Genomic DNA, 24931 nt, shown 5'->3' with positions numbered 1-24931 from the left:
CGGGCGTCGGGGATGCCGACCGTGACGATGATCGGCGGTGGGCAGCTCGCTCGGATGACCCACCAGGCCGCCATCGCCCTGGGCCAGTGCCTGCGAGTGCTCGCCGCGTCCGAATCGGACCCGGCCGCCCAGGTCAGCGCCGACATCGTCCTGGGGTCGCACGACGACCTCGACGATCTGCGGCGCGCCGCGTCCGGGTCGGTCGCGGTGACCTTCGACCACGAGGGCGTCCCGCTGGCGCACCTGCAGGCACTCGAAGCCGACGGGGTCGCGGTGCTGCCGCCGTCGAAGGCGCTGCATTTCGCGCAGGACAAGCTCGCCATGCGGTTCCGGCTGGCCGAGCTCGGCCTGCCCGTGCCCGACTTCGCCGACCTGTCCGGGGACCGGGCCGCGGCCCGGTCTCGTCTGATCGAGTTCGGCGAGGCCAACGACTGGGCCATCGTCGTCAAGGCGGTCCGCGGCGGTTACGACGGCCGCGGGGTGTGGCTCGTCGACGGCGCGGACGACGCTCTCGCGGTCTTCGACGAGTACCCCGACGACGCACCGGCGCTGCTCGCCGAACAGAAGGTGCCGATGCGACGAGAGTTGTCGGCGATGATCGCGCGGTCGCCGTTCGGTCAGGGTGGGGCGTGGCCGGTGGTCGAGACCATCCAGCGCCACGGGCAGTGCGCGGTCGTCCTGGCACCGGCTCCCGGGCTCGACGACGAGGTCGCCGCGCACGCACAGCAGATGGCCTTGCGGCTCGCCGACGAGCTCGGCGTGGTCGGTGTGATGGCGATGGAAATCTTCGAGACCGTCGACGGCGAGCTGGTCGTCAACGAACTGGCGATGCGTCCGCACAACAGCGGGCACTGGACGATGGACGGTGCGGTGACCTCGCAGTTCGAGCAGCACCTGCGCGCCGTCCTCGACTATCCGCTGGGCAGCACGGCACCGAGTGCGCCGGTGACGGTGATGGCCAACATCCTCGGTGCGGCGGACGCACCGGCGATGTCGATGGACGAGCGGCTGCACCACCTCATGGCCCGGATGCCCGAGGCCAAGGTGCATCTCTACGGCAAGGGCGAGCGACCCGATCGCAAGATCGGGCATGTGAACATCGTCGGGCGCGAAGGGGATCGGCCGGAGTCGGTACGGGAGCGTGCCGAACGCGCGGCCCAGTGGATGTCGCGGGCGACGTGGACCGACGGATGGGATGAACATTCATGAGTGAGACGCACGGCCCGCGGGTGGGCCTGATCATGGGCAGTGATTCGGACTGGCCGACGATGAAGGCGGCCGCCGAGGCCCTCGCCGAGTTCGACGTGCCGTTCCAGGTGGGTGTCGTCTCGGCTCACCGCACGCCGCAGCGCATGCTCGACTATGCGGCCGGCGCGGCAGGCCACGGCATCGAGGTGATCATCGCGGGCGCCGGTGGCGCCGCGCATCTTCCGGGCATGGTCGCGTCGGCGACCCCGCTGCCGGTGATCGGGGTACCGGTCCCGCTGCGGCATCTCGACGGACTGGATTCGCTGCTGTCGATCGTGCAGATGCCCGCCGGGGTCCCGGTGGCCACGGTGTCGGTCGGGGGTGCGCGCAACGCCGGGCTGCTCGCGGTCCGGATCCTCGCCGCGGCCGACGCCGACCTGCGCGCCCGAATGGTCGAATTCCAGCAGGGGCTCGAACAGATGGTTCTCGACAAGGACGCGGCACTCCAGCAGGAACTGTTGGGGGAGTAGCACTTCCGCCGATCAGATCGTCGGCTGCAGGCCGAGCTTCGCGGTGAAGAAGTCGATGACCCGATCGTAGGCCTCGCGGGTCGGCTGCCCTGGCTCGTCGAGGAGGTCCTCGGTGAGCACCGAATGTGGCCGCGGCAGCATCGAATCCGGGTTCGCGGACTCGTCGGGTAGCTCGATGCCGATGAAGGCGTCGCCGAGGATCTCCCGGAGATACGCGAATCGGGCTCCCGGCACCAGACGGTCGCCCTGGAAACGCAGACCCATCACCTCGAGGCCGCGTGCGCACCGCGCCTGCACCAGAGCGAGATCCGACTCGCTCACGTCGATGGCCCGCGCGCGTCCCGGCAACACCGCGAACGGCAGTGAGGGCTGGGACAGCACCGGGGCGAGCATCCGCTCGTCGGTGGCCATCGCGAGTGCGAACCCGCCGGTGAAACACATCCCGACGGCACCGACCCCGGGGCCGCCGCACCGGTCGTGTTCGCGGGCGGCCAACGCCCGCAGCCACGACGCGACCGGTGACGTCTTGCCGGTGGCCAGGATCGTGAACTCGCGGGTGATGCATGCCCGGGCGATGGTGCCGAGCATGTTCGTCGCCGAGCCGACCGCGCCGAGGTTGTCCGGGCGAGGATCACGGCCGTCGACGCCGAACAACGACGGCAGCACCGCGGTGGCGCCCGCCCCGGCCACCCGGCGCGCGACGTCGGCGACCTTGGGGCTGATCCCCGGCATCTCGGCGATGACGATGACGGCGGGACCACTGCCGAGGCGATGCACCCGGCGGGTGGTCCCGTACAGGGTCACGTCCTCGGCGTCGAAGTCGTCGAGCGGGTCGTCGGCCATCAGATCACGCCGCGTGCAGTGTGCCGAGGAGTGCGGAGTCGAAAAGTCGCGCCGGGATGCGGGCACCCCGGGCGATGTCCGGCGAGTCCGACGGCACCACCCGCGGACCGGTCACCCGGTAGTGCCGGTTCTTGCGGATCAAGCCGAAGGTCCCGGCGGCCTGCACGTTGCGGACCCAATCGGTGTGCCGCCCGTACGTGAGGATGATGGTGAGCCGATTGCCGTCGACCCACGCCATCACCGGGATGGAGTAGTGCTTGCCGGACTTACGTCCGACGTGCTCGACCATCGCGAACGGAGCCAGTCTGGGCGCCCATTGTCGCTGGATGGGGTTGGTCACTCGCTTGTTCAGCCGGGCCACCGCGCGGGGGATTCGCATGTCCCCACTGTGCCCGATCGGCGGCGTGCCCGCGGGGTTCACGACAGGATCAGGGTGGCCTTTTCCATCTCAGCGATGGCCGCGAGCCGTTCCGGTGAGGCCGCGGAGACGTGGACGAGGCTGCCGCCCGCCAGCAGAGGTGCCAGGAGGTGAGCGTTCACCCGGTCGCCGGAGTACCACGGCCGGGTGGACACCACGCGGGCGCCCGGTCCGATTCCCTCGCGCTCAGCCGTCGCCCGGGCGTCGTCGAGCACCTCGCCGATGGGGGCGCCCTCCAGGGTGGCCGATGCAGGGTACCGAGACGAGAACTGATCGCCGTGGACGCGGACCACGCTGCCGTAGTCGCCGACGCCGGGCGGCAGGTCGCGCAGCGGCAGCGCGAACGGATCGAGCGAGGCGACCACGACCTCGTCGACGTCGGGATGGCTGCCCAGGCGATCACGGCTGGTGAACACGATCATCGGGACTTCGGTGGAGTCGAAGTGCACCTCGGCGCCCGCCCAGAGCGCGCCCAGCAGGATGCCGGCCGTCTGCCAGTGCTCCGGGAGATCGACCGCGACGACATCGCCTTCGGCGACCCCGATCTCGTCGCGTAGGTAGTTCGCGGTCTTGGCCGCCCAGTTGCCGAGGGTCGCCGCCGAGAGCTCGGTGCGCTCACCGGTCGCGTCGTCGTAGTAGGTCAGCAGCGGACGCGAATGATCGGCGACCGCGGCGAAGATCGCGTCGGTGAGAGTGTTCGGAGTCAGTTCACGCACATGGGCCCCTCGTTGCCCGCGGTGATCGGCGGGCGCTTGTTGCCGACACGCTCGCTCGCCGGGGTGTTGTCGGTCTGGTCGCCGGTGTCGCTGATCGAGCCCGGACCGGCGTAGGTGTTGGTCAGCACCACCTTCAGCTGGTCGTCGGCGAGAGCGGGATCGGCGACGACCTGGGCGCCGCCGAGATCCTTGGCGAGGAGCCGAGCGGCGTCGCTCTCCTCCTTGGCGTACACGATCGAGTCCTTCGTGTCGGCCTTGCCGCTGGAGGTGGCTCCGACCCGGAAACCCTTGTTGGTCAGGATGTTCGCGACATTCGAGGCGAGCCCGTCGATGGTTCCTGCGTTGACCACGTCGACCGTGTAGTCGCCGCGCTGGATGCCCTGCGTCTGCTTCGGTGCCAGCAGGTCACCGGTGAAGGCCTGGACCTCGCGCGGGTCCACCTGGACGACGCTCTGCTGACCGTCCTCGCTCCAGCCCTGCTCCGTCACGATCGGGATGGTCGCGAACTTCACCCGGCCGCCGCTGAGATCCTTGAGCTGTTCGGCGAACCGGATGATGTCCCAGTCGTCGTCGATGACCACCGACCGCGACACCGCGTCCTGCAGCTCCGACAGCTTACCCGGATCGGTCAGGGTGTTCGCCGAGATGATCTTCTGCGTCAGCGACGCCATGAACGCCTGCTGGCGGGTGATGCGGTCGAGATCGCCGCGGGGGAGGCCGTGACGCTGGCGCACGAAGCTGAGCGCCTTGGGCCCGTCGAGAGTCTGACGGCCGGCGCGGAACCGCGCGCCCGTAAAGGGATCCCGGACCGCGTCGTTCAGGCAGACGTCGATGCCGCCGGCCGCGTTCGTCAGCAGCACGAAACCAAGCAGGCCCACCTCCGCGTAGTGGTCGACCTGCACGCCGGTCAGGTTGGCGACGGTGTCCACCAACGCCTTCCGGCCCGCCAGGGTGCCCTCGGACTCGGCCTCGCTCTCGGACTTGCCATCGGTGACCGCTTGCGCGCGAACGGTTTCGCGCGTCGTGCCGTAGGCGGCGTTGATCTTGCTCATCCCGACACCGGGTACGTCGACATACGAGTCGCGGGGGATCGAGATCGCGGTCGCCGACGAGCCGTCGTCGGGGATGCGGATCAGCAGGATGGTGTCGGTGTTGGTCGCGACCTCGTCGCCCGACCGCAGGAGTCGGAGTTCCTCCGGCGACAGCGGATTGCCCTTGGCGTCGGTCCGCGAATCGGTGCCCACGAGGAGGATGTCGACGGCCCCGTCTTCGGCGCCACCGCCGAGATCGAGTCCGCCGAGCTGGGTGATGCGGGTCTGCAGGTCCGACATGGTGTTCCAGGCGTATCCGGTGCACAACAGCACCGCCACCGAGGCGACCGCGATGAGCGCACGACCCCAGCCGGCCCCCGGGGTGCGGGCACCTTTGCGTCGGCTGTCGGCCGGCGGCTTCGACGGTGGTTCGGGTGCCGACGACGTCGCCGCCGTGCGCCGGTCGCCGGACTTCGGTCCGGCCGATTTCGGTCCGGTCTGTTTCGGTCCGGTCGGCTTCGGGTCGGTGGACTGACGTGCGGTCGGCTTCCGCGGGCTCGTCTTGGGGTCGCCTGGCTTCTGCTCGGACGTCCGCTTCGCGGCCGGGGCCGGGCGGGTGTGGATCTCGCCGGAGGTGCGTCGGACGGGCCGCGGCTCGCCGGGGCGGCGCTGCCGGGTCGGGGTGGGTTCCACGGCTTCTGGCGTGGCTCGTCGATCGCCGGGGTCGCGACGTTCGGAGTTACGGGGGTCGGCGGCCGGCCGACGCCGGGGGTCGCGGGGTTCGCGTGGATCGGCAGCGCGACGTCGCGGGTCCGGCGGGGGCTGGCGTCGCGCTCGGGGTGGGGGATTGCCCGGTTCACCGGGGAGCGGTGCCGCGCGGCGCGGGGATTCGCGCCCATCTGGTCCACCGTCGTACGGGGGCCGGGCCGGGCGCCTGCGCGCGCCGGGCTCCGGGGCGCGCCGATCGCCGGACATCGGCTGACGCCCGTCCGGACCCGGCCGTGCCGGACGGCGCGGCTGCGCGCGCCGACGCGGGCCGTCGGATGGTGAATCCACTGGTGAGCGGTCCCTTTCGAGGTCGGCACATCGGGTCCGGGGTCGACGCGGCGAGCGTTACGCCTGAGGATGTCGATGCTGATGTGCAAGGCGGGTCGGCTGTTGTGTGCTGTCGCCAGGCTACTGAAGTGATTCGCGAATTCGAGAACGCAACGCCGGTCGTGTGAGTAGCCGTCGTCACGTGTGCCGGCGAGCGCGTCGCCGCGTGGGTACCGCCGGACTCCGGCACGATGGTGCTCATGCGTGTGACGCCGAGCAACCCCACCGTGTACATCGTCGGCGCCGGCGGGCAGCTGGGAACTGCCCTGCAAGCACGGTCGACCGAGGTTCCCGACGTCGTCGTGCGGCCGCTCACCTCAGCCGACGTCGACATCGCCGACCCGACCTCGGTGGCCGCCGCGCTGGGCGACCTCGGCCCCGACGACATCGTGGTGAACTGCGCGGCCTACACCGACGTCGACGGAGCCGAGGCCGACTCGGAAGGCTCGCGGCGGGTCAACACCACCGGGCCCGAAGTGCTCGCGCGCCGGACCGCCGACGCCGGCGCGTGGTTCGTGCACGTGTCGACCGACTACGTGTTCCCCGGGGCCGCCGCGGAGGGTTCCCGGCCGGTCGAGCGGAACGGATACGAACCCGACGACGTGAGCGGAACGCCCGCGACCGTGTACGGCCGCACCAAGCTCGACGGCGAACGCGCCGCGCTGTCGGCGGACCCGCGGGCCACCGTCGTGCGGACGGCATGGGTCTACACCGGCGGACCCGACAGCCGCGACTTCGTCGGCACGATGCGGCGGCTCGAACAGTCACGGGAGACGGTGTCGGTCGTCGACGACCAACTCGGGTCCCCGACCTACTCGTACGACCTCGCCGACGGGCTCTGGGAACTCGTCGTCGCGGGCCCGCGCGAAGACGTGTGTGGCGCGGTTCTGCATGCGACGAACTCGGGCACCGCCACCTGGTTCGACGTCGCCCGCGGGGTCTTCGAAGAGGTCGGGGCGCAGCCCGACCGGGTCCTGCCCACGACGACCGCCGACTTCCCGCGCCCGGCCCCGCGGCCGGCGTTCTCGGTGCTCTCCGGCCACTCCTGGGAGGCCGCCGGCCTCACCCCGCTCCGGCCGTGGCGACCCGCGCTGCACGCGGCGATCGCCGCGTCGGACGCCGACCCCGGTTCGTTACCCTGAGCGGCGTGCCAGTTCAGCCAGCCGTGGTGACGGTGACCTATTTCTCCGGCGATCACCTCGTGACCTTCCTGCGCAGCCTCGACGCCGTCACCGACGTCATGCCGCAGGTCATCATCGCCGACAACGGGTCCGACGACGGCGCGCCCGAGCGGGCCGAGCAGGAGTACGACACGGTCACGCTGGTCCGCACCGGCGGCAACATCGGCTACGGCGGTGCGATGAACCGCGGTGTCGCCGAGCTCGACCCGGATGTCGAGTTCGTGCTCATCTCCAATCCGGATGTCGAATGGAAGCCCGGTGCCATCGACGAGCTGATGGCCGCCGCGCAGCGCTGGCCGCGAGCGGGTTCGCTCGGGCCGCTCATCCGCGAACCCGACGGCTCGATCTACCCCTCGGCGCGGCGCGTTCCCGACCTCGTGTCGGGCACCGGACACGCGATCCTCGGCACGGTGTGGAAGTCCAATCCGTGGACCGCGGCCTACCGCGCGGACGACGAGACACCGTCGGAACGTCCGGTGGGGTGGCTGTCGGGCTCCTGCCTGCTCGTGCGGCGCGAGGCCTTCGACGCCATCGGCGGCTTCGACGCCCGCTACTTCATGTACATGGAGGACGTCGATCTCGGCGACCGCCTCGGCAAGGCCGGGTGGCAGAACGTCTATGTGCCGAGCGCGGAGGTCGTGCACACCAAGGGGCACAGCGCCGGTCGGCATCCGGAGAGGATGCTGCCCGCCCACCACCGCAGTGCCTACCGGTTCCAGGCCGACCGCAATCCGGGACCGTGGCGGGCGCCGCTGCGCCTGGCGTTGCGCATCGGCCTGGAGGTCCGATCCCGGCTCGCCGTGCGCGCGGCGCGACGCGCGTCGGCGAGCGAGAACTCCCGATGAATGCTGAAGTGAACACCAGTCACCTCGAGGAAGGACCCGATCCAGTGGACAACTACACCGTGCGTGAGTCGGTGGAAAGACCGTCCGTGGGGGGATCGGACAACATCAGGGAGGACGTCGAGGCCGTCGTCCTCGTCGGCGGGAAGGGAACCCGCCTGCGCCCACTCACCCTGTCGGCGCCGAAACCGATGCTGCCCACCGCCGGGCTGCCGTTCCTGACCCATCTGCTGTCCCGCATCCGGGCGGCCGGTATCCGCGACATCGTGCTCAGCACCTCGTTCAAGGCCGAGGTCTTCAGCGAGTACTACGGCGACGGTTCGAAGCTGGGCCTGCGCATGCGCTACGTCACCGAAGACGAGCCGCTGGGCACCGGCGGCGGTATCCGCAACGTCCTCGACGAACTGACCGCGAGCACGATCGTGGTGTTCAACGGCGACGTCCTCGGTGGCACCGATGTCGGCGACGTCATCGACAGTCACCGCGCCGCCGACGCCGACGTCACCATCCACCTCGTGCGGGTCAGCGACCCCCGCGCGTTCGGCTGCGTCCCGACCGACGCCGACGGCCGGGTCACCGCGTTCCTGGAGAAGACCCAGGACCCGCCGACCGACCAGATCAATGCCGGCACCTATGTGTTCAAGCGCGAGGTCATCGAATCCATCCCGGCCGGCCTGCCGGTGTCGGTCGAGCGTGAGGTGTTCCCCCGGCTGCTCGTCGAGGGCAGTCACGTCCACGCACACGTCGATCACGCGTACTGGCGGGACATGGGTACGCCCGAGGACTTCGTCCGCGGCTCGGCCGACCTCGTCCGCGGGATCGCGCCGTCGCCCGCCCTGGGGGACCGTCGCGGCGAGTCCCTCGTGCACGAAGGCGCGGGAGTGGGCCCGGGTGCCCTTCTGATCGGCGGCACGGTGGTCGGCCGTGGCGCCGAGGTCGGCCCGCGCGCCCGTCTCGACGGCGCGGTCGTCTTCGACGGCGCCGTGATCGAGGCCGGCGCGGTCGTGGAACGGTCGATCATCGGCTTCGGTGCCCGCATCGGGCCGCGTGCGCTGGTCCGGGACACGGTCATCGGCGACGGTGCTGACATCGGCGCCCGTTGCGAGTTGCTGCGCGGCGCCCGGGTGTGGCCGGGAATCGAGATCCCCGACAACGGGATTCGATTCTCGACGGACGTCTAGTCCAGCAGGAGCGCGGCCGACTAGCGGATCTTCGCGGCGGCGAGCACGCCGGGCCCGAGCGGGATGACCACGGGAAGCAGCTGCTCGTCGTCGGCGATCAGCAGGGCCGCCTCGCGGGCCGCCGCCGTCGGCGGTTCGGTGCGGGCCGGGTCGCCGACCGTTCCGTGCGCGGTCGCGTTGTGGACGACCACGACACCTCCCGGTCGCAACATCCGGACGGCCTCACGCACGAACCGGGGCAGGTCCAGCAGTGGTCCGTCCACGAAGACCAGGTCATAGGACGCGTCGGACAACCGCGGCAGCACCTCGACCGGCGTGCCGTTGATCAGCCGGGTGCGGCCCGGGGCGATGTCGGCGCCGGCGAACGACGCCCGTGCGGCCCGGTGATGTTCGGGCTCGGGATCGATCGTGGTCAGCACGCCGTCGGCCGACATGCCGTTGAGCAGCCAGAGGCCGCTCACCCCGGTGCCGGTCCCGATCTCCACGACGGCCCGCGCATCGGCCGCGCGGGCCAGCAGAGCCAGTAGCGCGCCGACCGCCGGGCTGACCGGTGTCGCGCCGAGCTCCTCGGCGCGAGCGCGGGCGGCGATGACGGCGTCGTCCTCGACGATGGCCGACTCGGCGTAGGCGATCAGGTCGGGGCGTGTGGACGGCGTTGACTCGGTCACGCGTCGAGGTTAGTCCGGCCCCGCGGCGGAACCCGATCCGGCACGCCAGACCTGGGCGAATCCGCTCACGGCGAGACCGCCGACGCATCCTCAGGCAACACTCAGGCGCCTCATACGGCGGCCACACTCCGATAGGAGAGGGTGAGAGCTGTTCCGGTTGGGACAGGTCCCGGGAGGTCGGTGTGAACTCCCTGGCAGCTCGGGAATACCCAGCCGGAATCATCCGTTCGTCTTCGGTGAGTGCTTGGGTCACCGGGTGCGTGTTTCACGAGAGAGGAACCGACCACCGACCATGACCGATCCCCGCGATCCCGCCGACGCCGTGCCCGCCGTTCCGGCGGGCACCGCAGGTTTCGACGCCACCGGCGACGAACTGCTCATGCCGTCCTGGGACGACCTGGTCCGCGAACACGCTGACCGCGTCTACCGTCTGGCCTACCGTCTGTCGGGGAATCAGCACGACGCCGAGGACCTCACGCAGGAGACCTTCATCCGGGTCTTCCGCTCGTTGTCGAACTACCGTCCCGGCACCTTCGAGGGCTGGTTGCACCGCATCACCACCAACCTGTTCCTCGACATGGTCCGTCGCCGCAGCAAGATCCGGATGGAAGCCCTGCCCGAGGAGTACGACCGGGTGCCGGCCGACACCCCGGATCCGCAGCAGGTCTTCGACGCGACGAACCTCGACCCCGACCTGCAGCGCGCCCTGGACTCGCTGGCTCCCGACTTCCGCGCGGCCGTGGTGCTGTGTGACATCGAGGGCCTGTCCTACGAGGAGATCTCCGCCACCCTCGGTGTCAAGCTGGGTACCGTCCGCAGCCGCATCCATCGCGGTCGGCAGAGCATCCGCGACGCACTCGCGGCCCAAGGACACACCAGTAGCCGTTCGGTCGCGCTCGGCTCGCACGCCTGAGGTCGCTGCCGGGAACCCTGCTCCGCCGAGCATCGTTGAGAGTCTCGGATACGCTGAGACGTTGCCTGTGTCACGGGACACGATGCGATCGGAGGCCGCAGCCCGCGGACGCCCGCGCGTTCGGGGGACGGCATCGGATGCCGCCGGTCGGTACCGTGGCAGACAGCAGCAGAGCCCAGTGGCAACACAGGATTCATCGTGCGGCGGTTTCGTCGTGGAGAGGGGTGAACGACGATGATGGACGGCGATCGCGGGCGTCCGACCGGAAGTGGCGGTGTCGAACCGCCGACTCCCAACCTTCGTCGCCGGCGGTCCTCCTGGACCCCAGCCAGGTGGAATACGAACACCTGGAGTCCGGCTCCCTCGTCGTTCCTGCCCAACCGCGGCTACCGCGCGCCGGGTACGGCCGGCGGACGCGGCTTCGCACCCACCGAGCACCTGGCCCCCGAGGCGGTCGCCGCCTTCGTCGACGGCGAGCTCGGGATGTCCGCGCATGCGCGGGCCGCTCATCATCTGGCGCTGTGCCCCGAGTGCGTCACCGCGGTCGAGGCGCAGTCGTTGGCCCGCACCCGACTCCGCGAGTCCGGCCGCGTGTCGATCCCGGACTCCCTCCTCGGTCAGCTCTCCCAGATCCCCACGCGTGAGATCGATCTGAGCTCCGAGCCACCCCGCCCGGCAGGGTTCGGGCCGACCGTGTCGCCCGATGCGCCGACCGACGGCATCCCCGCGGCCCGCGGCCGCGCCTTCCGTCGCCGGGGCCGGTGACCGTGGCCCCCGACGCCGATTCTCCCGATACCGGTGACGCACAGTTCGCGCGGCGCGCCGAACCGCCCGAGTCGCAACGTCTGACGCCGTCGCGGACCCGGCACTCGCCCGTGTCGCCGTCCACCGCGCAGGTGTTCGGCCGCCCGTCGGGTGTGCGCGGCTCGTTCGCCACCTCAGACGGCGACAAGCGGCCGCCCGAGCCGCAGATCGCACCCCCGGACCCGGTGCTCGCCGAGGCCTTCAGCCGGCCGGCCGGATCGAGCGACACCCTGCAGCGGGATCCGCTCGCGACCTACGGCCACACCGAGCAGCCGCAGGCGCCGGACGACCCGTGGCGCGACCCGGAGAGCCCGGCGCGGCTGGACGCACCCGCGCTGGCGTCCGCATCGTCGGACATCCCGACCGAGACCGGCCCCAAGCTCGGTGTCCGCGACATCCTGCTCGGCAATCGCCTGAGCTGGGTCGCCCTGGCCACGCTCGCGGTGATCGCGTTGCTGATCGGGCTCGTCGGCGGGCTGATGGGCCGGTACACCGCCGAGGTGGCCGCGCCGCTCACCAGTGACACGGTCGAGTTGTCCACTGAGGACACCGGCGGCGACGCCGGACCGCGGTCGTCCGTGGCCGAGGTGGCCCGGGCGGTGGAGAAGTCGGTCGTCGCCATCGACGTCCGCGCGGCGGGCGCCTACGCCACCGGGTCGGGATTCGTCATCGACAAAGAGGGTTACATCCTCACCAACAACCACGTCATCTCGATGGCCGCGAACGACAAGAGCGCCAAACTGGAGGTCGTGTTCTTCGACCGTCAGCGGGTCCCGGCGCGCATCGTCGGTCGCGATCCCAAGACCGATCTCGCCGTGTTGAAGGTCAACAATGTCGAGAACCCGACGGTCTCGGTGCTCGGTCGCTCGGGCGACCTGCAGATCGGCGAAGAGGTGGTCGCCTTCGGATCTCCATTGGGGCTCAACCGAACCGTGACAAGCGGCATCGTCAGCGCGACCGACCGTGCCGTGGCGCTGACGCCCGACGCGGAGTCCGACACCGACGCGGTGATCGACGCGATCCAGACCGATGCCGCGATCAACCCGGGCAACTCGGGCGGTCCGCTGGTCAACGGCGAAGCCCAGGTGGTCGGCATCAACACCGCCGGGCGCCTCGGCGCCGGGGGCGGCAACATCGGGCTCGGATTCGCGATCCCCATCGACGAGGCCAAGCCCATCGCGGAGGCGCTGATCCGCGACGGCCGCGTGAACCACCCGCAGATCGGCGTCAACGCCAGTTCGGTGCGCAACGAGCGCGTGCTGGGCGCACAGGTCCGCAACGTCGTCGCCGGCAGCCCCGCCGAACGCGCGGGCATCCGGGAGAACGACGTGATCACCTCGTTCAACAATCGCCCGATCGAGAGCGCCGACGAGCTGAACGTCGCGATCCGAACCGCCAGCATCGGCGAGTCGGTCCCGTTCCAGTACTGGCGGGCGGGTCGCACGTTCAGCGGTACCATCACTCCGGCGAGCGACTAACCACACCACCGCACAGGTCAGGACGAGGCACATGTTCAGCAGCATCGGATGGGGCGAGATAGCGATCCTGGTGGTCGCGGCACTCGTCATCCTCGGCCCCGAACGTCTCCCCGGTGCCGTCTCCTGGACGATGCAGTCGGCCAAGAAGGTCCGTGATTACGCGACCGGTGCGAGCAATCAGCTGAAGGACGAGCTGGGTCCCGAATTCGACGACCTGCGCAAGCCGCTCGCCGACCTCAACGAACTGCGGGGTATGACGCCGCGGTCGATCGTCACGAAACACCTTCTCGACGGCGATGATTCACTGTTCCGGCTGAACGAGAGCGCCACCACGGTCGACCGGAAGACCACCCCGGCGGCGCCAGAGATCAAGCCCGTGTCGGCGCCCCTGTCGTTCGAGAAGCAGGAGAGCGGGAATCAGGACTCCGCCGGCCCGGCGGGATCCGCGGCGTCGGACCGCCGGTCGCGGTCGGGGTCGCGTCCCGCCGCGGCCGACTGGGACGCGACCTGACCGGTCAGGAATTCCGGATGGTGTCGAGTCCCAGACTCATACCCGCCAGGCCGCGCTTACGCGCCGCGAGCTTGCCCGCGATGGCGCGCAGGGCGGAACCGGACGCCGATTCGGGTGCCGACAGCACCACCGGGACACCGGCGTCGCCGCCTTCGCGTAAGGCCGTCTCGAGCGGTACCTGACCCAGCAGGTCGACCTGGGCGCCCACCGCGCGCGTGAGGCGTTGCGCCACCTGCTCGCCGCCGCCGGACCCGAACGGTTCCATGCGGCTGCCGTCGGGCAGTTCCAGCCACGACATGTTCTCGACGACGCCGAGGATCTTCTGCCGCGTCTGCAGCGCGATGGCCCCGGCGCGCTCGGCGACCTCGGCCGCGGCCTGCTGGGGTGTCGTCACCACCAGGATCTCCGCGCCCGGGATGAGCTGCGCGATCGAAATCGCGACGTCACCGGTGCCCGGCGGCAGGTCGAGGAGCAAGACGTCGAGATCGCCCCAGTAGACGTCCGCGAGGAACTGCTGCAGGGCTCGGTGCAGCATGGGACCGCGCCAGGTCACCGGCGTGTTGCCGTCGGTGAACTGTCCGATCGAGATGAAGCGGACGCCGTGGTTGCTGGGCGGCATGATCATGCGTTCGACCTGCGTGGGTTTGGCGTCGCTCCCGAGCATGCGGGGGACCGAGTGGCCGTAGATGTCGGCGTCGAGAACGCCGACGGTGAGCCCGCGTTCGGCGAGCGCCGTGGCGAGGTTGACGGTCACGCTCGACTTGCCGACGCCGCCCTTACCCGACGCGACGGCGTAGACACGGGTCAGTGAGCCGGGCTGGGCGAACGGGATGACCGGCTCGGCCTTGTCCCCGCGGAGCTTCTTGCGCAGCTCGGTGCGCTGCTCGTCGTCCATGACGTCGAGTTCGACGCGGATCGCGCCGACGCCCGGGACGTCGGCGACTGCTGTTTCCACGCGCTGCGAGATCTCGGTGCGCATCGGGCACCCCGATGTCGTGAGGTACACCCCGACGTCGACGCTCGCGTCGTCGTTGATCGTGACCGACTTGACCATCCCGATGTCGGTGATGGGCTTGCCGATCTCGGGATCCTTGACCTTGCCCAGAGCGGCGCGAACTGCCGATTCCGTGGGCGCGACTCCTGTTGTCATCTGGCCCAGACTACCGGCGGCGCCGACGGTTCCGGGCGCAGGTCCTCCGGTGGCGCCGTCAGCGGACGGGAACCGGGGTGCTCGCCCCTCCGGGCCTCTTCGGACCGGCGTTCCCCGCCGGTCCCTGTTGTACCGCCGGGGCCTCCCTCTTGGTGGGCGGGGGAGCGGGCTGGCCCGGGAACAGCGGCGGGATCGACGGCAGGCAGACGATGATGCACGGCGGCGGCGGAGGGCTCGGCCGCCGCGTGGTGGAGGACGACGACGACGACGAGGACGACCCGGACTCCGGCTGCCTGGGCTTGCTGGACGAGCTCGAGCTGCTCGACGGCTTGCGCTTCATCTCCGGGATGGGGTCGGTCGGCATCACGCCCGTCGCGTAGGCCCCGGCCCAGCCGAGGACGTTGGCGACATACTCCATCGAGCGGTTGTACCGCAGCACCGCCGACACGCGAGTGCGCTCGTTCATGATGTCGGTGACGCCGGCGCAGAGATACCGGCCGGCCGAGTACGTGGCGTCGAAGATGTTGTTGGGGTCGGGTTTTCCGTCGCCGTTGGCGTCGGAGCCCCACGCTGCCCACGTGCTCGGGATGAACTGCATCGGGCCCATCGCGCGGTCGTGTCCGGCGTCGCCGTCGATGCGTCCGCCGTCGGTGTCCTTGATGACCGCGTTGCCGGCCAGCGAGCCGTCGAGGACCGGCCCGGCGATCGGGTTGATCGTCGTGCCGTACTGATCGACCGAGCCGTTGCTCGCATGATTGGACTCGATGCGTCCGATGCCGGCCAGCAGGAACCACGGCAGTTTGCAGGCCGCGCTCTCGGCGGCGACGCGGTTGGCGGCCAGCTTGTAGGCCTGGAGTACGACGCCCGGGATCCCCAGCGGGCCCGAGGGGAGGTCGCTCGCGAGCCGGAACTGCGGCGCCGGCAGCGCGGTCGCGGGCTTCTCCGGCGGCGGCGCGAAGCCGAGGAGTGCGCCCGGCGAACCCGCGACGAGTTCGGCCACCATCACGGGGGCATCGGGCTCGACGACGGCCGACGCGACGTTGCCGCCGGAGGCGCTCGACGTCGCGGTCCCCAGGACCAGTGCACCGACCAGACCGCCGCCGACGACCAGCGTCGCGGCGCGTCGTGGGAACGAGGACGGACGGCGCGGACCACGGCGACGGCGGACGAGGTCGAGGGGCCTCACCGGAGGCCTCCTGCACATCGTGCGGCCCCGGGCCGCTGCCCGGTCCTGTTCACTCCGTTGTCAACACACACTTCTGCCCCCGAGAACGCGGCGATGCTCACCCGCGGCCCAGGTCCAGAGCCGCTCACATGGATGTGTCGGAGAATCTCGTCGCGCCGTGACAGACGCCGGGATCCGGTCCGAACTGTGACCCACCATACATATGGGTCTGACGTCCCAGACACGAACCCGGCTTTTGGTGTCAGTGATCCTTGGAACCGCGGCGGCCGGATTCGTCGCCGGCGGGGGCGCCGAGCCGTTCGGTGAGTTCGTCGAGCAGGTCGTCCAGTTCTTTGCGCAGGTAGTCGCGCGTGACGGTGTCGCCGACCGCGAGACGGACCGCGGCGAGCTCCCGGGCCAGGAACTCGGTGTCGGCCTTCGTCTGGGCGGACCGCATCCGGTCCTCTTCCAGCGACACCCGGTCGCGGTTCTCCTGCCGGTTCTGGGCCAGCAGGATCAGCGGCGCCGCGTACGCCGCCTGCGTGGAGAACGCGAGGTTCAGCAGGATGAACGGGTACGGGTCCCACTGGATCGACACCGCGACCAGGTTCAGCACGATCCAGACGATGACGATGACCGTCTGGATCGCCAGATATCGTCCGGTGCCCAGGAACCGGGCGATCCGCTCGCTGTACATCCCGACGACGTCGGAGTCGAGATTGAACGAGATCGTGCGGCGGGTGCTGGGGGTGTCGAGCTTGCGTCCCGGCTCGCTCATCGGATCCGCACCTGGGGGCCGCCCGATGCCGGTTCCGGGCCGCTCCCGACGCCGTACCCGTCGGCCTCGACGACGTCCTCGGGTTCGGTCTCACGCCAGTCGCGCGGCAGGATCTCGTCGAGCAGGTCGTCGACGCTCACCGCGCCGAGCAGGTGGCCGGCCTCGTCCACGACGGGGCCGCAGACCAGGTTGTAGGTCGCGAAATATCTCGTCATCGTCTCCAGGGAGTCCTCGGGATGGAGTTGGGCGAGGTCGGTGTCCAGGATGCCGCCGACCAGGTGCGCGGGCGGTTCCCGGAGCAGGGCCTGCAGATGCACGCATCCGAGATACTTGCCGGTCGGCGTCGAGGTGGGCGGGCGGACGACGAATACCAGACTCGCCGCGGCCGGCGTCAGGTCGGGGTTGCGGACCCGGGCGAGGGCCTCGGCGATGGTGGTCGATGCGGTGACCACGACCGGCTCCGAGGTCATCACGCCGCCCGCGGTGTCGGGGGAGTGCAGCAGGAGTCGGCGGAGGGGCTCGGACTCCACGGGGTCCATCTCCTCGAGGAAGGCCTCGGCCTCGGTGTCGGGCAGTTCGCCGAGGAGGTCGGCGGCGTCGTCGGGGTCCATCGCCTCGAGGATGTCGACGGCGCGGTCGCGTCCGAGCGCGGCCAGCACCTCTTTCTGGTCGTCGGGCGGCAACTCCTGCAGCACGTCGGCGAGCCGTTCGTCGTCCAGGGCCGCTGCGATCTCGTCGCGACGTTTCGCGGGCAGTTCGCGCAGGGCGTTGGCGACGTCGGCCGGGCGCATGCCCTCGAACTGCAGGAGGGCCTGCGCGACTCCTTGTCCGGGCAGGTTCAGCGAGCTCTGGGTGATGCCCTGCACGCTGGACCACTCCACGACCTGTGTCTCGTGGCGCCGGCGCAGGCCGCGACGTCCCGCCCGGATCGCGACGCGGGAGACGACCCAATCGCGGGTCCGGGTCTTCTCGATCCCGAGGTCGATCACCGTCACGTCGGCGTCGGCGAGCTCGGGGAGATCCGGATCGACGACCCGGACGTGGGTGTCGAGGACCTGTCCGATGGCGAGCGCCTCGCCGGGCCGCAGGTGGAGCCGGCGGAGGCTCACGGTGCCGGTGTTGAGGGCCACGGCCTGGGGCTCGATCGCGGTCACCCGCAGCATCGGCACGAAAATTCTACGCCGAGTGGTCAATTCGACCGCGAGACCGAGGACGCGCGGTTGCTGCCCGGACATGCGGATCGAGATCACCACGTCGCGGACGCGTCCGATGGACTCGCCGTCGGGACCAAGGACGGCCAACCCGACTAATCTGGCCACGAACACCTTGCTCACCGACGACATGGGAGTAAGGGTAGTGCCATCGGTGCAGCGGAGGCCGACGGCAGACACGAACGCCCACCGGTGGGAGACCAGTCCCACTGTCGGGTCTCACCGCGACGTTCAGCACTGGAGTCTGACAACAGGGAAGGCCCCGATATGACCAATCCCATGCGCCCGAGCCGCGAGACGCCGGGACTCCCCACCCCGCCCAAGGGCTGGCCGATCGGTTCGTACGGAACCTACGCCGAGGCCCAGCGCGCGGTGGACTTCCTCTCCGACGAGAACTTCACCGTCCAGGACGTCACCATCGTGGGCGTCGATCTGATGCAGGTCGAGCGGGTCATCGGCCGGCTGACGTGGGGCAAGGTGATCGGCGGCGGGTTGGTCTCGGGTGCCTGGCTCGGCTTCTTCTTCGGCTGTCTGGTGGCGCTCGTCTTCGCCGGCTCGCCCATTGCGCCCATCCTGGTGGGCATCGTCGGCGGCATGGTCTTCGGTGTGATCTCCGCGACCATTCCGTACGCGGCGACCCGGGGCCAGCGGGATTTCGCGTCGACCATGCAGCTGGTCGCCGGCCGCTATGACGTGCTGTGCGACCCGAAAAGCGCAGAGAAGGCGCGCGACATGCTCGCCCGTCTCACCTTCTGACGTCGCCTCCCGCGGTCGGACACGGAGCGATCACAATCGCCCGCGGAATGGCACGCCCATGCCGAATGTGTTGCATGTCACGAATCCTCACGTATAGCGTTGCTCTTCGGACGCTCACGGCGGAGCACCGCTGCGGCGCCGCGTACGACATCGAGGAGGCTGCGTGCGGAGCAGGGTCAGCACGGACGGATCCATCAGCACCGACGGATCTACCAGGCGCGTGAGACGAAAGGTCCTCGCCGCGGCGGTGGCAGCGGTGGCCATGCTGCCCGTGCTGTCCGCATGTGGCTCGGGATATGAAGCGGGCGTACTCAATTTCTATCCGCCGGCCGACGGCGCGGACACCTTCGCCGAGATCGGCGACAAGTGCTCGGCGGATTCCGGTGGTGCGTACAAGGTCGTGACCACCCCGTTGCCCAAGGGCGCCGACGATCAGCGTTTGCAGCTCGCGCGGCGCCTCGCGGGCAACGACAGCGGGCTGGACCTGATGGGCATGGACGTGGTGTGGACGGCCGAATTCGCCGACGCGGGTTGGATGGTGCCGGTGCCGGACGCCATGGCCGCCGAGGTGTCGGCGCGCACCCTGGGTGGTCCGCTCGACACCGCGGTCTGGAAGACCGACGACGACGAGCGGGAACGGCTCTACGCCATCCCGTTCTCCACGAACACCCAATTGCTCTGGTACCGACCGGATGTGCTCGTCGAGGACGTCGACCGCCGGCGCCCGGCATCGACGTGGAACGGCATGCTCGAGGACGCGCTCGTCAGCGGTCGCAACGGCGGACCGACCTACATCATGGTGCAGGGCAGGCAGTACGAAGGCCTGATGGTGTGGTTCAACTCGGTACTCGCCAGCGCCGGTGGGCAGATCGTCGACCCGGACGACCCCGACAAGGTCACCCTCAACGACACCCCCGAACACCGCGCCGCGACGGTCCGCGCACTGGAGACGCTGAAGCGGGTCGCCACCGCGCCCGGTGCCGATCCGTCGCTGACCAACTCCGACGAGGGCGCCGCGCGGCTCGGCATGGAGAGCGGTGAGGCCCTGTACCAGGTGAACTGGCCGTTCGTCTTCGCCGGGATGCGCGAGAACGCCGTGGCGGGCAGCGTCGCCTTCCTCGACCTCACCGAATACGCGAACCTGTACGCGGACACCGCGAATCCGCCGACCCCGGCGCAGGTGGTCCCGCTCAACCGCGAGATGCGGCAGGTCTTCGACTTCGCGCCCTATCCCGGCTTCGAGGGACTTCCCACCAAGACGACCCTGGGCGGCATCAACATCGCCGTCGCGAGCACCTCGCAACAGCAGGACCTCGCCTACCAGGCCGCCGAGTGCATCACCAGTGAGGCATCGCAGAAGGCGTTCTCGTTCAGTGCGGGTCCGCCGCCGGTCATCGAGTCCATCTACGACGACGCCGATTTCCGCCTCGCGTACCCGATGGCCGACGAGATCAAGCGGCAGCTCGAACCCGAGCACGCTGCTCTGCGGCCGAAATCGCCCGACTATCAAGCAATCTCGACGCTGCTGCAGGCCAAGTTGAGCCCGGTCGGCGCCTGGGAGCCGGAGGCCCTGGTCGACGAGCTCGCCGAAGCGGTCCAGAAGGCCATCGACGGGGAAGGGCTGGTCCCGTGAGCGACAACGACACTCCGCGCAACGACGCCGAGAACGCGGGCGGCAACCCCGACGACGCGGGGTTCCGCGCCGGGCGACACGCCCTCCCGGATGATGCGCCACCGCAAACGGGTCCGATCCCGATCGTCGGCGACACACCCCCGGTGCAGTCCGATCAGGTGTGGACCGCTCCGCCGGGAGGTCGGCACGAGGTGACCGCGGCGTCGTCGCACACCGACCGGCCCGCCCCGGATCCCGCGCCCGCCTCGCTGTCGAAGCCGGCGACCGGGACGGGCGGGGGTACCGCGGTGATCGATCGGCCCCGGGCCGACACGCCGCCGGCCGCCCCGCGCAAGCGCAGCGAGGGCAAAACCGCCGAGCGCCGGCTGGCCTTCTGGCTCGTGGCGCCGGCCGCACTGATGATGCTCTTGGTCACCGGATACCCGATCGTGTACGCGGTCTGGCTCTCGCTGAACAAGATGAGCCTCTCGGCGCCGGGGGAACGCGAGTTCGTCTGGTTCGCCAACTACGCCACCGTCCTCACCGACAACTACTGGTGGACGGCTTTTGCCGTCACGGTCGGCATCACGGTCGTCTCGGTACTCATCGAACTCGTGCTGGGCATGGCGATCGCGCTCGTCATGCACCGGACGATCTTCGGGCGGGGCACCATCCGCACCGTCGTCCTGATCCCGTACGGCATCGTGACCGTGGCGGCGGCGTTCTCCTGGTACTACGCGTGGACGCCGGGCACCGGATATCTCGCCAACCTGCTACCCGACGGCTCCGCACCGCTCACCGAGCAATGGCCGTCGCTGGCGATCATCGTCCTCGCCGAGGTCTGGAAGACGACGCCGTTCATGGCCCTGCTCCTGCTGGCCGGCCTCGCGCTCGTCCCGGACGATCTGCTCAAGGCGGCCCAGGTCGACGGTGCCGGGGCGTGGACGAGATTGTGGCGCATCATCCTTCCGCTGATGAAGCCGGCGATCCTGGTGGCGCTGCTGTTCCGCACACTCGACGCGTTCCGCGTGTTCGACAACATCTACGTCCTCACCAGCGGGTCCAACAACACCTACTCGGTGTCGATGCTGGGTTACGACAATTTGTTCGGCGCCTTCAATCTCGGCGTCGGCTCGGCGATCTCGATTCTGATCTTCATCTGTGTCGCGATCATCGCGTTCGTGTTCATCAAGGGGTTCGGCACCGCCGCACCGGGTTCCGACGACGAGGGGAGGTAAGCCGTTGAATGCGAGCGGAAAGTCCAAGGCCTGGTGGTCGATCGCCAACATCCTGGTGATCCTGTATGCACTCATCCCGCTGCTGTGGATCATCAGCCTGTCCTTCAAGCCGGCGAGCAGCGTGACCGACGGGAAGTTCTGGCCGAGTGAGTTCACCCTCGACAACTACAAGAGCATCTTCGAGACCAGCGCCTTCACCTCGGCGCTGATCAACTCGATCGGCGTGGGTCTGATCACCACGGTGATCGCGGTGCTGCTGGGGACGATGGCGGCCTATGCGGTGGCCCGCCTGGACTTCCCGGGCAAGAAGCTCCTGATCGGTGCCGCGCTGCTGATCGCGATGTTCCCCCAGATCTCGCTGGTGACACCGCTGTTCAACATCGAGCGGGCCATCGGGTTGTTCGACACCTGGCCCGGCCTGATCCTGCCCTACATCACCTTCGCGCTGCCGCTGGCGATCTACACCTTGTCCGCATTCTTCCGCGAGATCCCATGGGAGCTGGAGAAGGCCGCCAAGATGGACGGCGCCACCCCGTGGCAGGCCTTCCGCAAGGTCATCGCACCGCTCGCCGCCCCGGGCGTCGTGACGGCGGCGATCCTGGTGTTCATCTTCGCCTGGAACGACCTGCTCCTGGCCCTGTCGCTGACGTCGACCGAACGGGCGATCACCGCGCCGGTGGCGATCGCGAACTTCACCGGCAGTTCGCAGTTCGAGGAACCGACCGGGTCGATCTCGGCCGCCGCGGTGGTCATCACCATCCCCATCATCATCTTCGTGCTCTTCTTCCAACGTCGAATCGTGGCCGGCCTGACCTCCGGCGCCGTGAAGGGATAACCCATGGCAGACATCGTTCTGGACAACGTCTCCAAGCAGTATCCCGACGGCTCGACCGCCGTACACGGGGTCGACATCGAGATCGCCGACGGCGAGTTCGTGATCCTGGTGGGCCCGTCGGGATGCGGGAAGTCGACGACGCTCAACATGATCGCCGGACTCGAGGACATCTCCGGCGGCGAGCTGCGGATCGGCGGGGAGCGGGTCAACGAGCGCGCACCCAAGGACCGCGACATCGCGATGGTGTTCCAGAGTTACGCGCTCTACCCGCACATGTCGGTGCGCGAGAACATCGCCTTCCCACTGACTCTCGCGAAGATGCCGAAGGATCAGGTGGCCGCGAAGGTCGACGAGGCCGCGCGCATCCTCGACCTCGGGCAGTACCTCGACCGCAAGCCGGCCAATCTCTCCGGCGGTCAGCGGCAGCGCGTGGCGATGGGCCGGGCGATCGTGCGCTCCCCGAAGGCGTTCCTGATGGACGAGCCGCTGTCGAACCTCGATGCGAAGCTGCGCGTGCAGATGCGTACGGAGATCTCACAGCTGCAGCAGCGCCTGGGGACCACCACGGTCTACGTGACCCACGACCAGACCGAGGCGATGACTCTCGGTGACCGGGTCGTCGTGCTGCGCAACGGGTATGTGCAGCAGATCGGTACGCCGCAGGAGCTGTACAACAATCCGACCAACGTGTTCGTGGCCGGTTTCATCGGCTCCCCGGCGATGAACTTCCTATCCGGTCGCCTCGGCAGCGAGGGCATCGAGACCGCGATCGGCACGATCGTGCTCGACGACCACCGTGCGGTGGTCTCCCGCGCCGGCGACGTCGGCAGTGGCGGCGATGTGCTCATCGGCATCCGGCCCGAGCACCTCGAAGACGCGTCGCTCGTCGACTCGACGACCCGTGGGCACGGCGGGACCTTCACCGCGAACATCGACGTGCTCGAATCGATGGGGTCCGACATCTACGCCTACTTCGGCGTCGGGTCGAGCCGGGCGTCGAGCGACGCCCTCGCGGAGTTGTCCGCCGATTCCGGAACCGATCTCGGCGGCAACCAGTTCATCGCGCGACTGTCCCCGGACTCGAAGGTGAGCCGCGGCGGTTCGGCGGAGCTGTTCTACGACGCGTCTAAGATCGCGGTGTTCGACCAGAGCTCGGGGCAGTCCCTGCGCGTCCGCTAGTGTCCCGCCGGTCCCTGCAGGCGTCGGCTCAGCGCCGGCGCCTGCGGGAGTGGTCGAGCAGTTCGTCGAAGACGTGTTCGTCCCAGATGTGCCTGCGCACAAGCCGATACCGTTCGCAGGCCACCCACATGTACAGCTCGGCGTCGCTGTCGAGGTCGGGCCGGATGCCCGCCCGGCGCGCCATCCGCACGACCGGCAGGAACTCCTCACCGAACCAGCGCCGGGCGGTCTCGGTGCGGTTGAGGAACTCGCCGATCTCCTGGCTCAGGCGGAAGCCCCACGCCTCGACGTTCTCGGCGAGTTCGGCGTAGTCGAACGGGAAGCTGAGTCGGATGGCCTCGGCCTGGGAGCCCTCGAGCGGCACGCGTGACAGGAAGATCCGACGATGGTCCTTGAGGACCAGGTCGGAGGTCGCGGTGATGCCCTCGGGGGAGATGCGCGTGTGGATCAGGGTGACGTAGGCGTCGATCGTGACCCAGTTCCGCGCGATCGCGATGGACACGCGGTGATGGCCGTCGATGACGAAGTGCATCGATCCGATCCGGTACAGCTGTACCGGAGGGACGGATTCGCCGCGGCGTTGCGCGGCCGCCAGCCGCTGCCAGCGCTCCCGGCCGCGCGACGAGGTGGGCCGGAAGTAGCGGTCGAAATCCTTGGTGCGGTCGACACTTCCGACGATCGAGGACACCTCGACGACCTGCAGTCCGAGTGAGGTCTCCCCGGTCCGTCCGAGCGCGGCGACGACCTCGTCGAACGGGAGGATGGTGTTCACGTCGGCGGGCTGACGCATGAACCACTGCGCGAGCCGCGCGCGTTCGGCCTGGCGTCGCATCCGGGCGAAGTCGTTCTCCGCGTCGGCGTCGGGAAATCCGGTGTCACGCGCCATGTCTGCGCCTCACGATCTCTACCTCCCGGGTGGCGGGATCGAAGTCGAACTGGCAGTAGCCGACGACGTTCATCGAGGTCGTCGAGGAGCCGATGGGCAGGTCAGCGGGTTGTTCGCCGTACGGATGGACGTGGCCGTGAACCAGCAGCGCCGGTTGCAGCGACCGGACCAGCGGGTGGAAGCAGTCGAAACCCCGGTGGGGCAGATCGTCGCGGTCGCCGACGCCGCGAGCAGGGCTGTGCGTGAGCAGGATGTCGGCACCGCGGGGAGGTGACAGGGCGGTGGTGCATCGTAACCGGAGGGACCGCAACCGCTGCTGGGTGTCGGTGTACTGGTTGGTGCCGTTGTTGTAGCGGCGACTGCCGCCGAGGCCGCTGATACGGAGTCCGGCGACCGTCACGGTCCGGCCGTCGGCGTTGATTGCACCGCACGGTCCGGGGTCCTCGACGGGGAGTCCGGCGCGCGTCCAGCCGGTGCGGCCGCGGCGGTACCCGCGCAGGTCCCGGTCGTGATTGCCGGGCACGAACACGCACGGCGCGTCGCACAGGGACGACAGGATCTCGAGGTACTCGAACGGGAGGTCACCCGCACCGAGGATGAGGTCGGGCCGGGACTCGATCCCCACCCCGAAGGTGAGGGAGTCCACCACCTCGTCGGCGACCGCCAGAACCCGGACCATTGCTCCAGGCTAGAGGAGCACCCCGGGCCCGTGCGCCGGAGTC

At 69.6% G+C, this 24931-nt stretch carries 25 protein-coding genes; 14 read left to right on the top strand and 11 right to left on the bottom strand.

The annotated features are described in order from the left end of the window. Positions 1–12: 12 nt before the first annotated feature. Positions 13–1209, top strand: coding sequence for a 5-(carboxyamino)imidazole ribonucleotide synthase (locus tag KB201_RS00475; RefSeq protein ID WP_175404351.1), 1197 nt, complete (start codon positions 13–15; stop codon positions 1207–1209). Continuing rightward, positions 1206–1718 (top strand): 5-(carboxyamino)imidazole ribonucleotide mutase, encoded by a 513-nt coding sequence (purE, locus tag KB201_RS00470; RefSeq protein ID WP_055475043.1) that lies wholly within the window; start codon positions 1206–1208, stop codon positions 1716–1718. The genes KB201_RS00475 and purE overlap by 4 nt, the downstream gene beginning before the upstream one ends. A gap of 12 nt (positions 1719–1730) precedes the next feature. Here the strand turns inward: purE and KB201_RS00465 are convergent, their stop codons facing one another. The 4 genes from KB201_RS00465 to KB201_RS00450 are packed head-to-tail and all read right to left on the bottom strand — an operon-like array spanning position 1731 to position 5419. After that, positions 1731–2561, bottom strand: a complete 831-nt coding sequence (locus KB201_RS00465; RefSeq protein WP_058252701.1) for a dienelactone hydrolase family protein — start codon at positions 2559–2561, stop codon at positions 1731–1733. Positions 2562–2565: 4 nt separating this feature from the next. Then, positions 2566–2940: a nitroreductase family deazaflavin-dependent oxidoreductase gene (locus KB201_RS00460; protein ID WP_058252702.1), complete on the bottom strand. Its 375-nt coding sequence runs from the start codon at positions 2938–2940 to the stop codon at positions 2566–2568. Positions 2941–2978: 38 nt separating this feature from the next. Beyond that, entirely contained in the window at positions 2979–3695 is a 717-nt protein-coding gene (locus KB201_RS00455) for a TIGR03089 family protein (RefSeq protein WP_058252703.1), read from the bottom strand. After that, positions 3683–5419 (bottom strand): LCP family protein, encoded by a 1737-nt coding sequence (locus KB201_RS00450; protein WP_374193851.1) that lies wholly within the window; start codon positions 5417–5419, stop codon positions 3683–3685. The genes KB201_RS00455 and KB201_RS00450 overlap by 13 nt, the downstream gene beginning before the upstream one ends. A 593-nt stretch (positions 5420–6012) precedes the next feature. Here KB201_RS00450 and rfbD point away from each other — a divergent pair. From rfbD to KB201_RS00435, 3 genes are read left to right on the top strand one after another with little or no spacing between them, the layout of a single operon-like run. Then, a complete protein-coding gene (rfbD, locus tag KB201_RS00445; protein ID WP_058252705.1) occupies positions 6013–6963 on the top strand; it encodes a dTDP-4-dehydrorhamnose reductase in 951 nt (316 codons plus the stop codon). Between the two features lie 5 nt (positions 6964–6968). Continuing rightward, positions 6969–7847 carry a glycosyltransferase family 2 protein gene (locus KB201_RS00440; RefSeq protein ID WP_175404348.1) on the top strand — a complete coding sequence of 293 codons (879 nt, stop codon included), beginning with the start codon at positions 6969–6971 and terminating at the stop codon, positions 7845–7847. 44 nt (positions 7848–7891) lie between these two features. Then, positions 7892–9025 (top strand): sugar phosphate nucleotidyltransferase, encoded by a 1134-nt coding sequence (locus KB201_RS00435; protein WP_058252707.1) that lies wholly within the window; start codon positions 7892–7894, stop codon positions 9023–9025. Between the two features lie 20 nt (positions 9026–9045). Here the strand turns inward: KB201_RS00435 and KB201_RS00430 are convergent, their stop codons facing one another. Further along, on the bottom strand, positions 9046–9693 hold the full coding sequence (locus KB201_RS00430) for an O-methyltransferase (protein ID WP_055475035.1): 648 nt from the start codon (positions 9691–9693) through the stop codon (positions 9046–9048). A gap of 292 nt (positions 9694–9985) precedes the next feature. Between KB201_RS00430 and sigE the strand changes: the two genes are divergently transcribed. From sigE to tatB, 4 genes are all read left to right on the top strand, one after another. Then, positions 9986–10606, top strand: a complete 621-nt coding sequence (gene sigE / locus KB201_RS00425; protein ID WP_055475034.1) for an RNA polymerase sigma factor SigE — start codon at positions 9986–9988, stop codon at positions 10604–10606. Between the two features lie 234 nt (positions 10607–10840). Next, positions 10841–11371 (top strand): hypothetical protein, encoded by a 531-nt coding sequence (locus KB201_RS00420; protein WP_055475033.1) that lies wholly within the window; start codon positions 10841–10843, stop codon positions 11369–11371. Further along, entirely contained in the window at positions 11368–12888 is a 1521-nt protein-coding gene (locus tag KB201_RS00415; RefSeq protein ID WP_211538114.1) for a S1C family serine protease, read from the top strand. The genes KB201_RS00420 and KB201_RS00415 overlap by 4 nt, the downstream gene beginning before the upstream one ends. Before the next feature lie 31 nt (positions 12889–12919). Further along, complete coding sequence (gene tatB, locus KB201_RS00410) at positions 12920–13399, top strand: Sec-independent protein translocase protein TatB (protein WP_058252709.1); 480 nt, start codon at positions 12920–12922, stop codon at positions 13397–13399. A 4-nt stretch (positions 13400–13403) separates the two neighbouring features. On the opposite strand, the gene KB201_RS00405 is transcribed toward tatB, so the two are convergent. The 4 genes from KB201_RS00405 to KB201_RS00390 form a co-directional block, all read right to left on the bottom strand. Beyond that, on the bottom strand, positions 13404–14549 hold the full coding sequence (locus KB201_RS00405; protein ID WP_055475030.1) for an Mrp/NBP35 family ATP-binding protein: 1146 nt from the start codon (positions 14547–14549) through the stop codon (positions 13404–13406). Positions 14550–14607: 58 nt separating this feature from the next. Then, positions 14608–15735, bottom strand: coding sequence for a lytic transglycosylase domain-containing protein (locus KB201_RS00400; protein WP_058252710.1), 1128 nt, complete (start codon positions 15733–15735; stop codon positions 14608–14610). Positions 15736–15976: 241 nt separating this feature from the next. Further along, positions 15977–16492: a DUF1003 domain-containing protein gene (locus KB201_RS00395; RefSeq protein WP_055475028.1), complete on the bottom strand. Its 516-nt coding sequence runs from the start codon at positions 16490–16492 to the stop codon at positions 15977–15979. Next, a complete protein-coding gene (locus KB201_RS00390) occupies positions 16489–17835 on the bottom strand; it encodes a magnesium transporter MgtE N-terminal domain-containing protein (RefSeq protein ID WP_058252711.1) in 1347 nt (448 codons plus the stop codon). Before KB201_RS00390 ends, KB201_RS00395 begins: the two co-directional genes overlap by 4 nt. Before the next feature lie 135 nt (positions 17836–17970). Between KB201_RS00390 and KB201_RS00385 the strand changes: the two genes are divergently transcribed. From KB201_RS00385 to KB201_RS00365, 5 genes are all read left to right on the top strand, one after another. After that, the gene (locus KB201_RS00385) at positions 17971–18459 is read left to right on the top strand and encodes a general stress protein (RefSeq protein WP_055475026.1); all 489 of its coding nucleotides are present in this window, start codon (positions 17971–17973) and stop codon (positions 18457–18459) included. A 220-nt stretch (positions 18460–18679) separates the two neighbouring features. After that, positions 18680–20092 (top strand): extracellular solute-binding protein, encoded by a 1413-nt coding sequence (locus KB201_RS00380; RefSeq protein WP_211538113.1) that lies wholly within the window; start codon positions 18680–18682, stop codon positions 20090–20092. Continuing rightward, positions 20089–21309, top strand: a complete 1221-nt coding sequence (locus KB201_RS00375) for a sugar ABC transporter permease (RefSeq protein ID WP_307847989.1) — start codon at positions 20089–20091, stop codon at positions 21307–21309. The genes KB201_RS00380 and KB201_RS00375 overlap by 4 nt, the downstream gene beginning before the upstream one ends. Before the next feature lie 4 nt (positions 21310–21313). After that, the gene (locus KB201_RS00370) at positions 21314–22144 is read left to right on the top strand and encodes a carbohydrate ABC transporter permease (RefSeq protein ID WP_055475025.1); all 831 of its coding nucleotides are present in this window, start codon (positions 21314–21316) and stop codon (positions 22142–22144) included. 3 nt (positions 22145–22147) lie between these two features. Continuing rightward, positions 22148–23323, top strand: coding sequence for an ABC transporter ATP-binding protein (locus KB201_RS00365; RefSeq protein WP_058252713.1), 1176 nt, complete (start codon positions 22148–22150; stop codon positions 23321–23323). A 28-nt stretch (positions 23324–23351) separates the two neighbouring features. Here KB201_RS00365 and KB201_RS00360 read toward each other — a convergent pair whose 3' ends face one another. Then, complete coding sequence (locus KB201_RS00360; RefSeq protein ID WP_055475023.1) at positions 23352–24209, bottom strand: hypothetical protein; 858 nt, start codon at positions 24207–24209, stop codon at positions 23352–23354. Next, a complete protein-coding gene (locus KB201_RS00355; RefSeq protein ID WP_159370549.1) occupies positions 24199–24888 on the bottom strand; it encodes a metallophosphoesterase in 690 nt (229 codons plus the stop codon). The genes KB201_RS00360 and KB201_RS00355 overlap by 11 nt, the downstream gene beginning before the upstream one ends. Positions 24889–24931 lie beyond the last annotated feature (43 nt).

It is taken from the genome of Gordonia sp. SCSIO 19800 (assembly GCF_018132775.1).
Lineage (GTDB): Bacteria > Actinomycetota > Actinomycetes > Mycobacteriales > Mycobacteriaceae > Gordonia > Gordonia hongkongensis.
The sequence above is the reverse complement of the archived record's forward strand: the minus strand, read 5'-3'. Positions and strand labels throughout refer to the sequence as shown.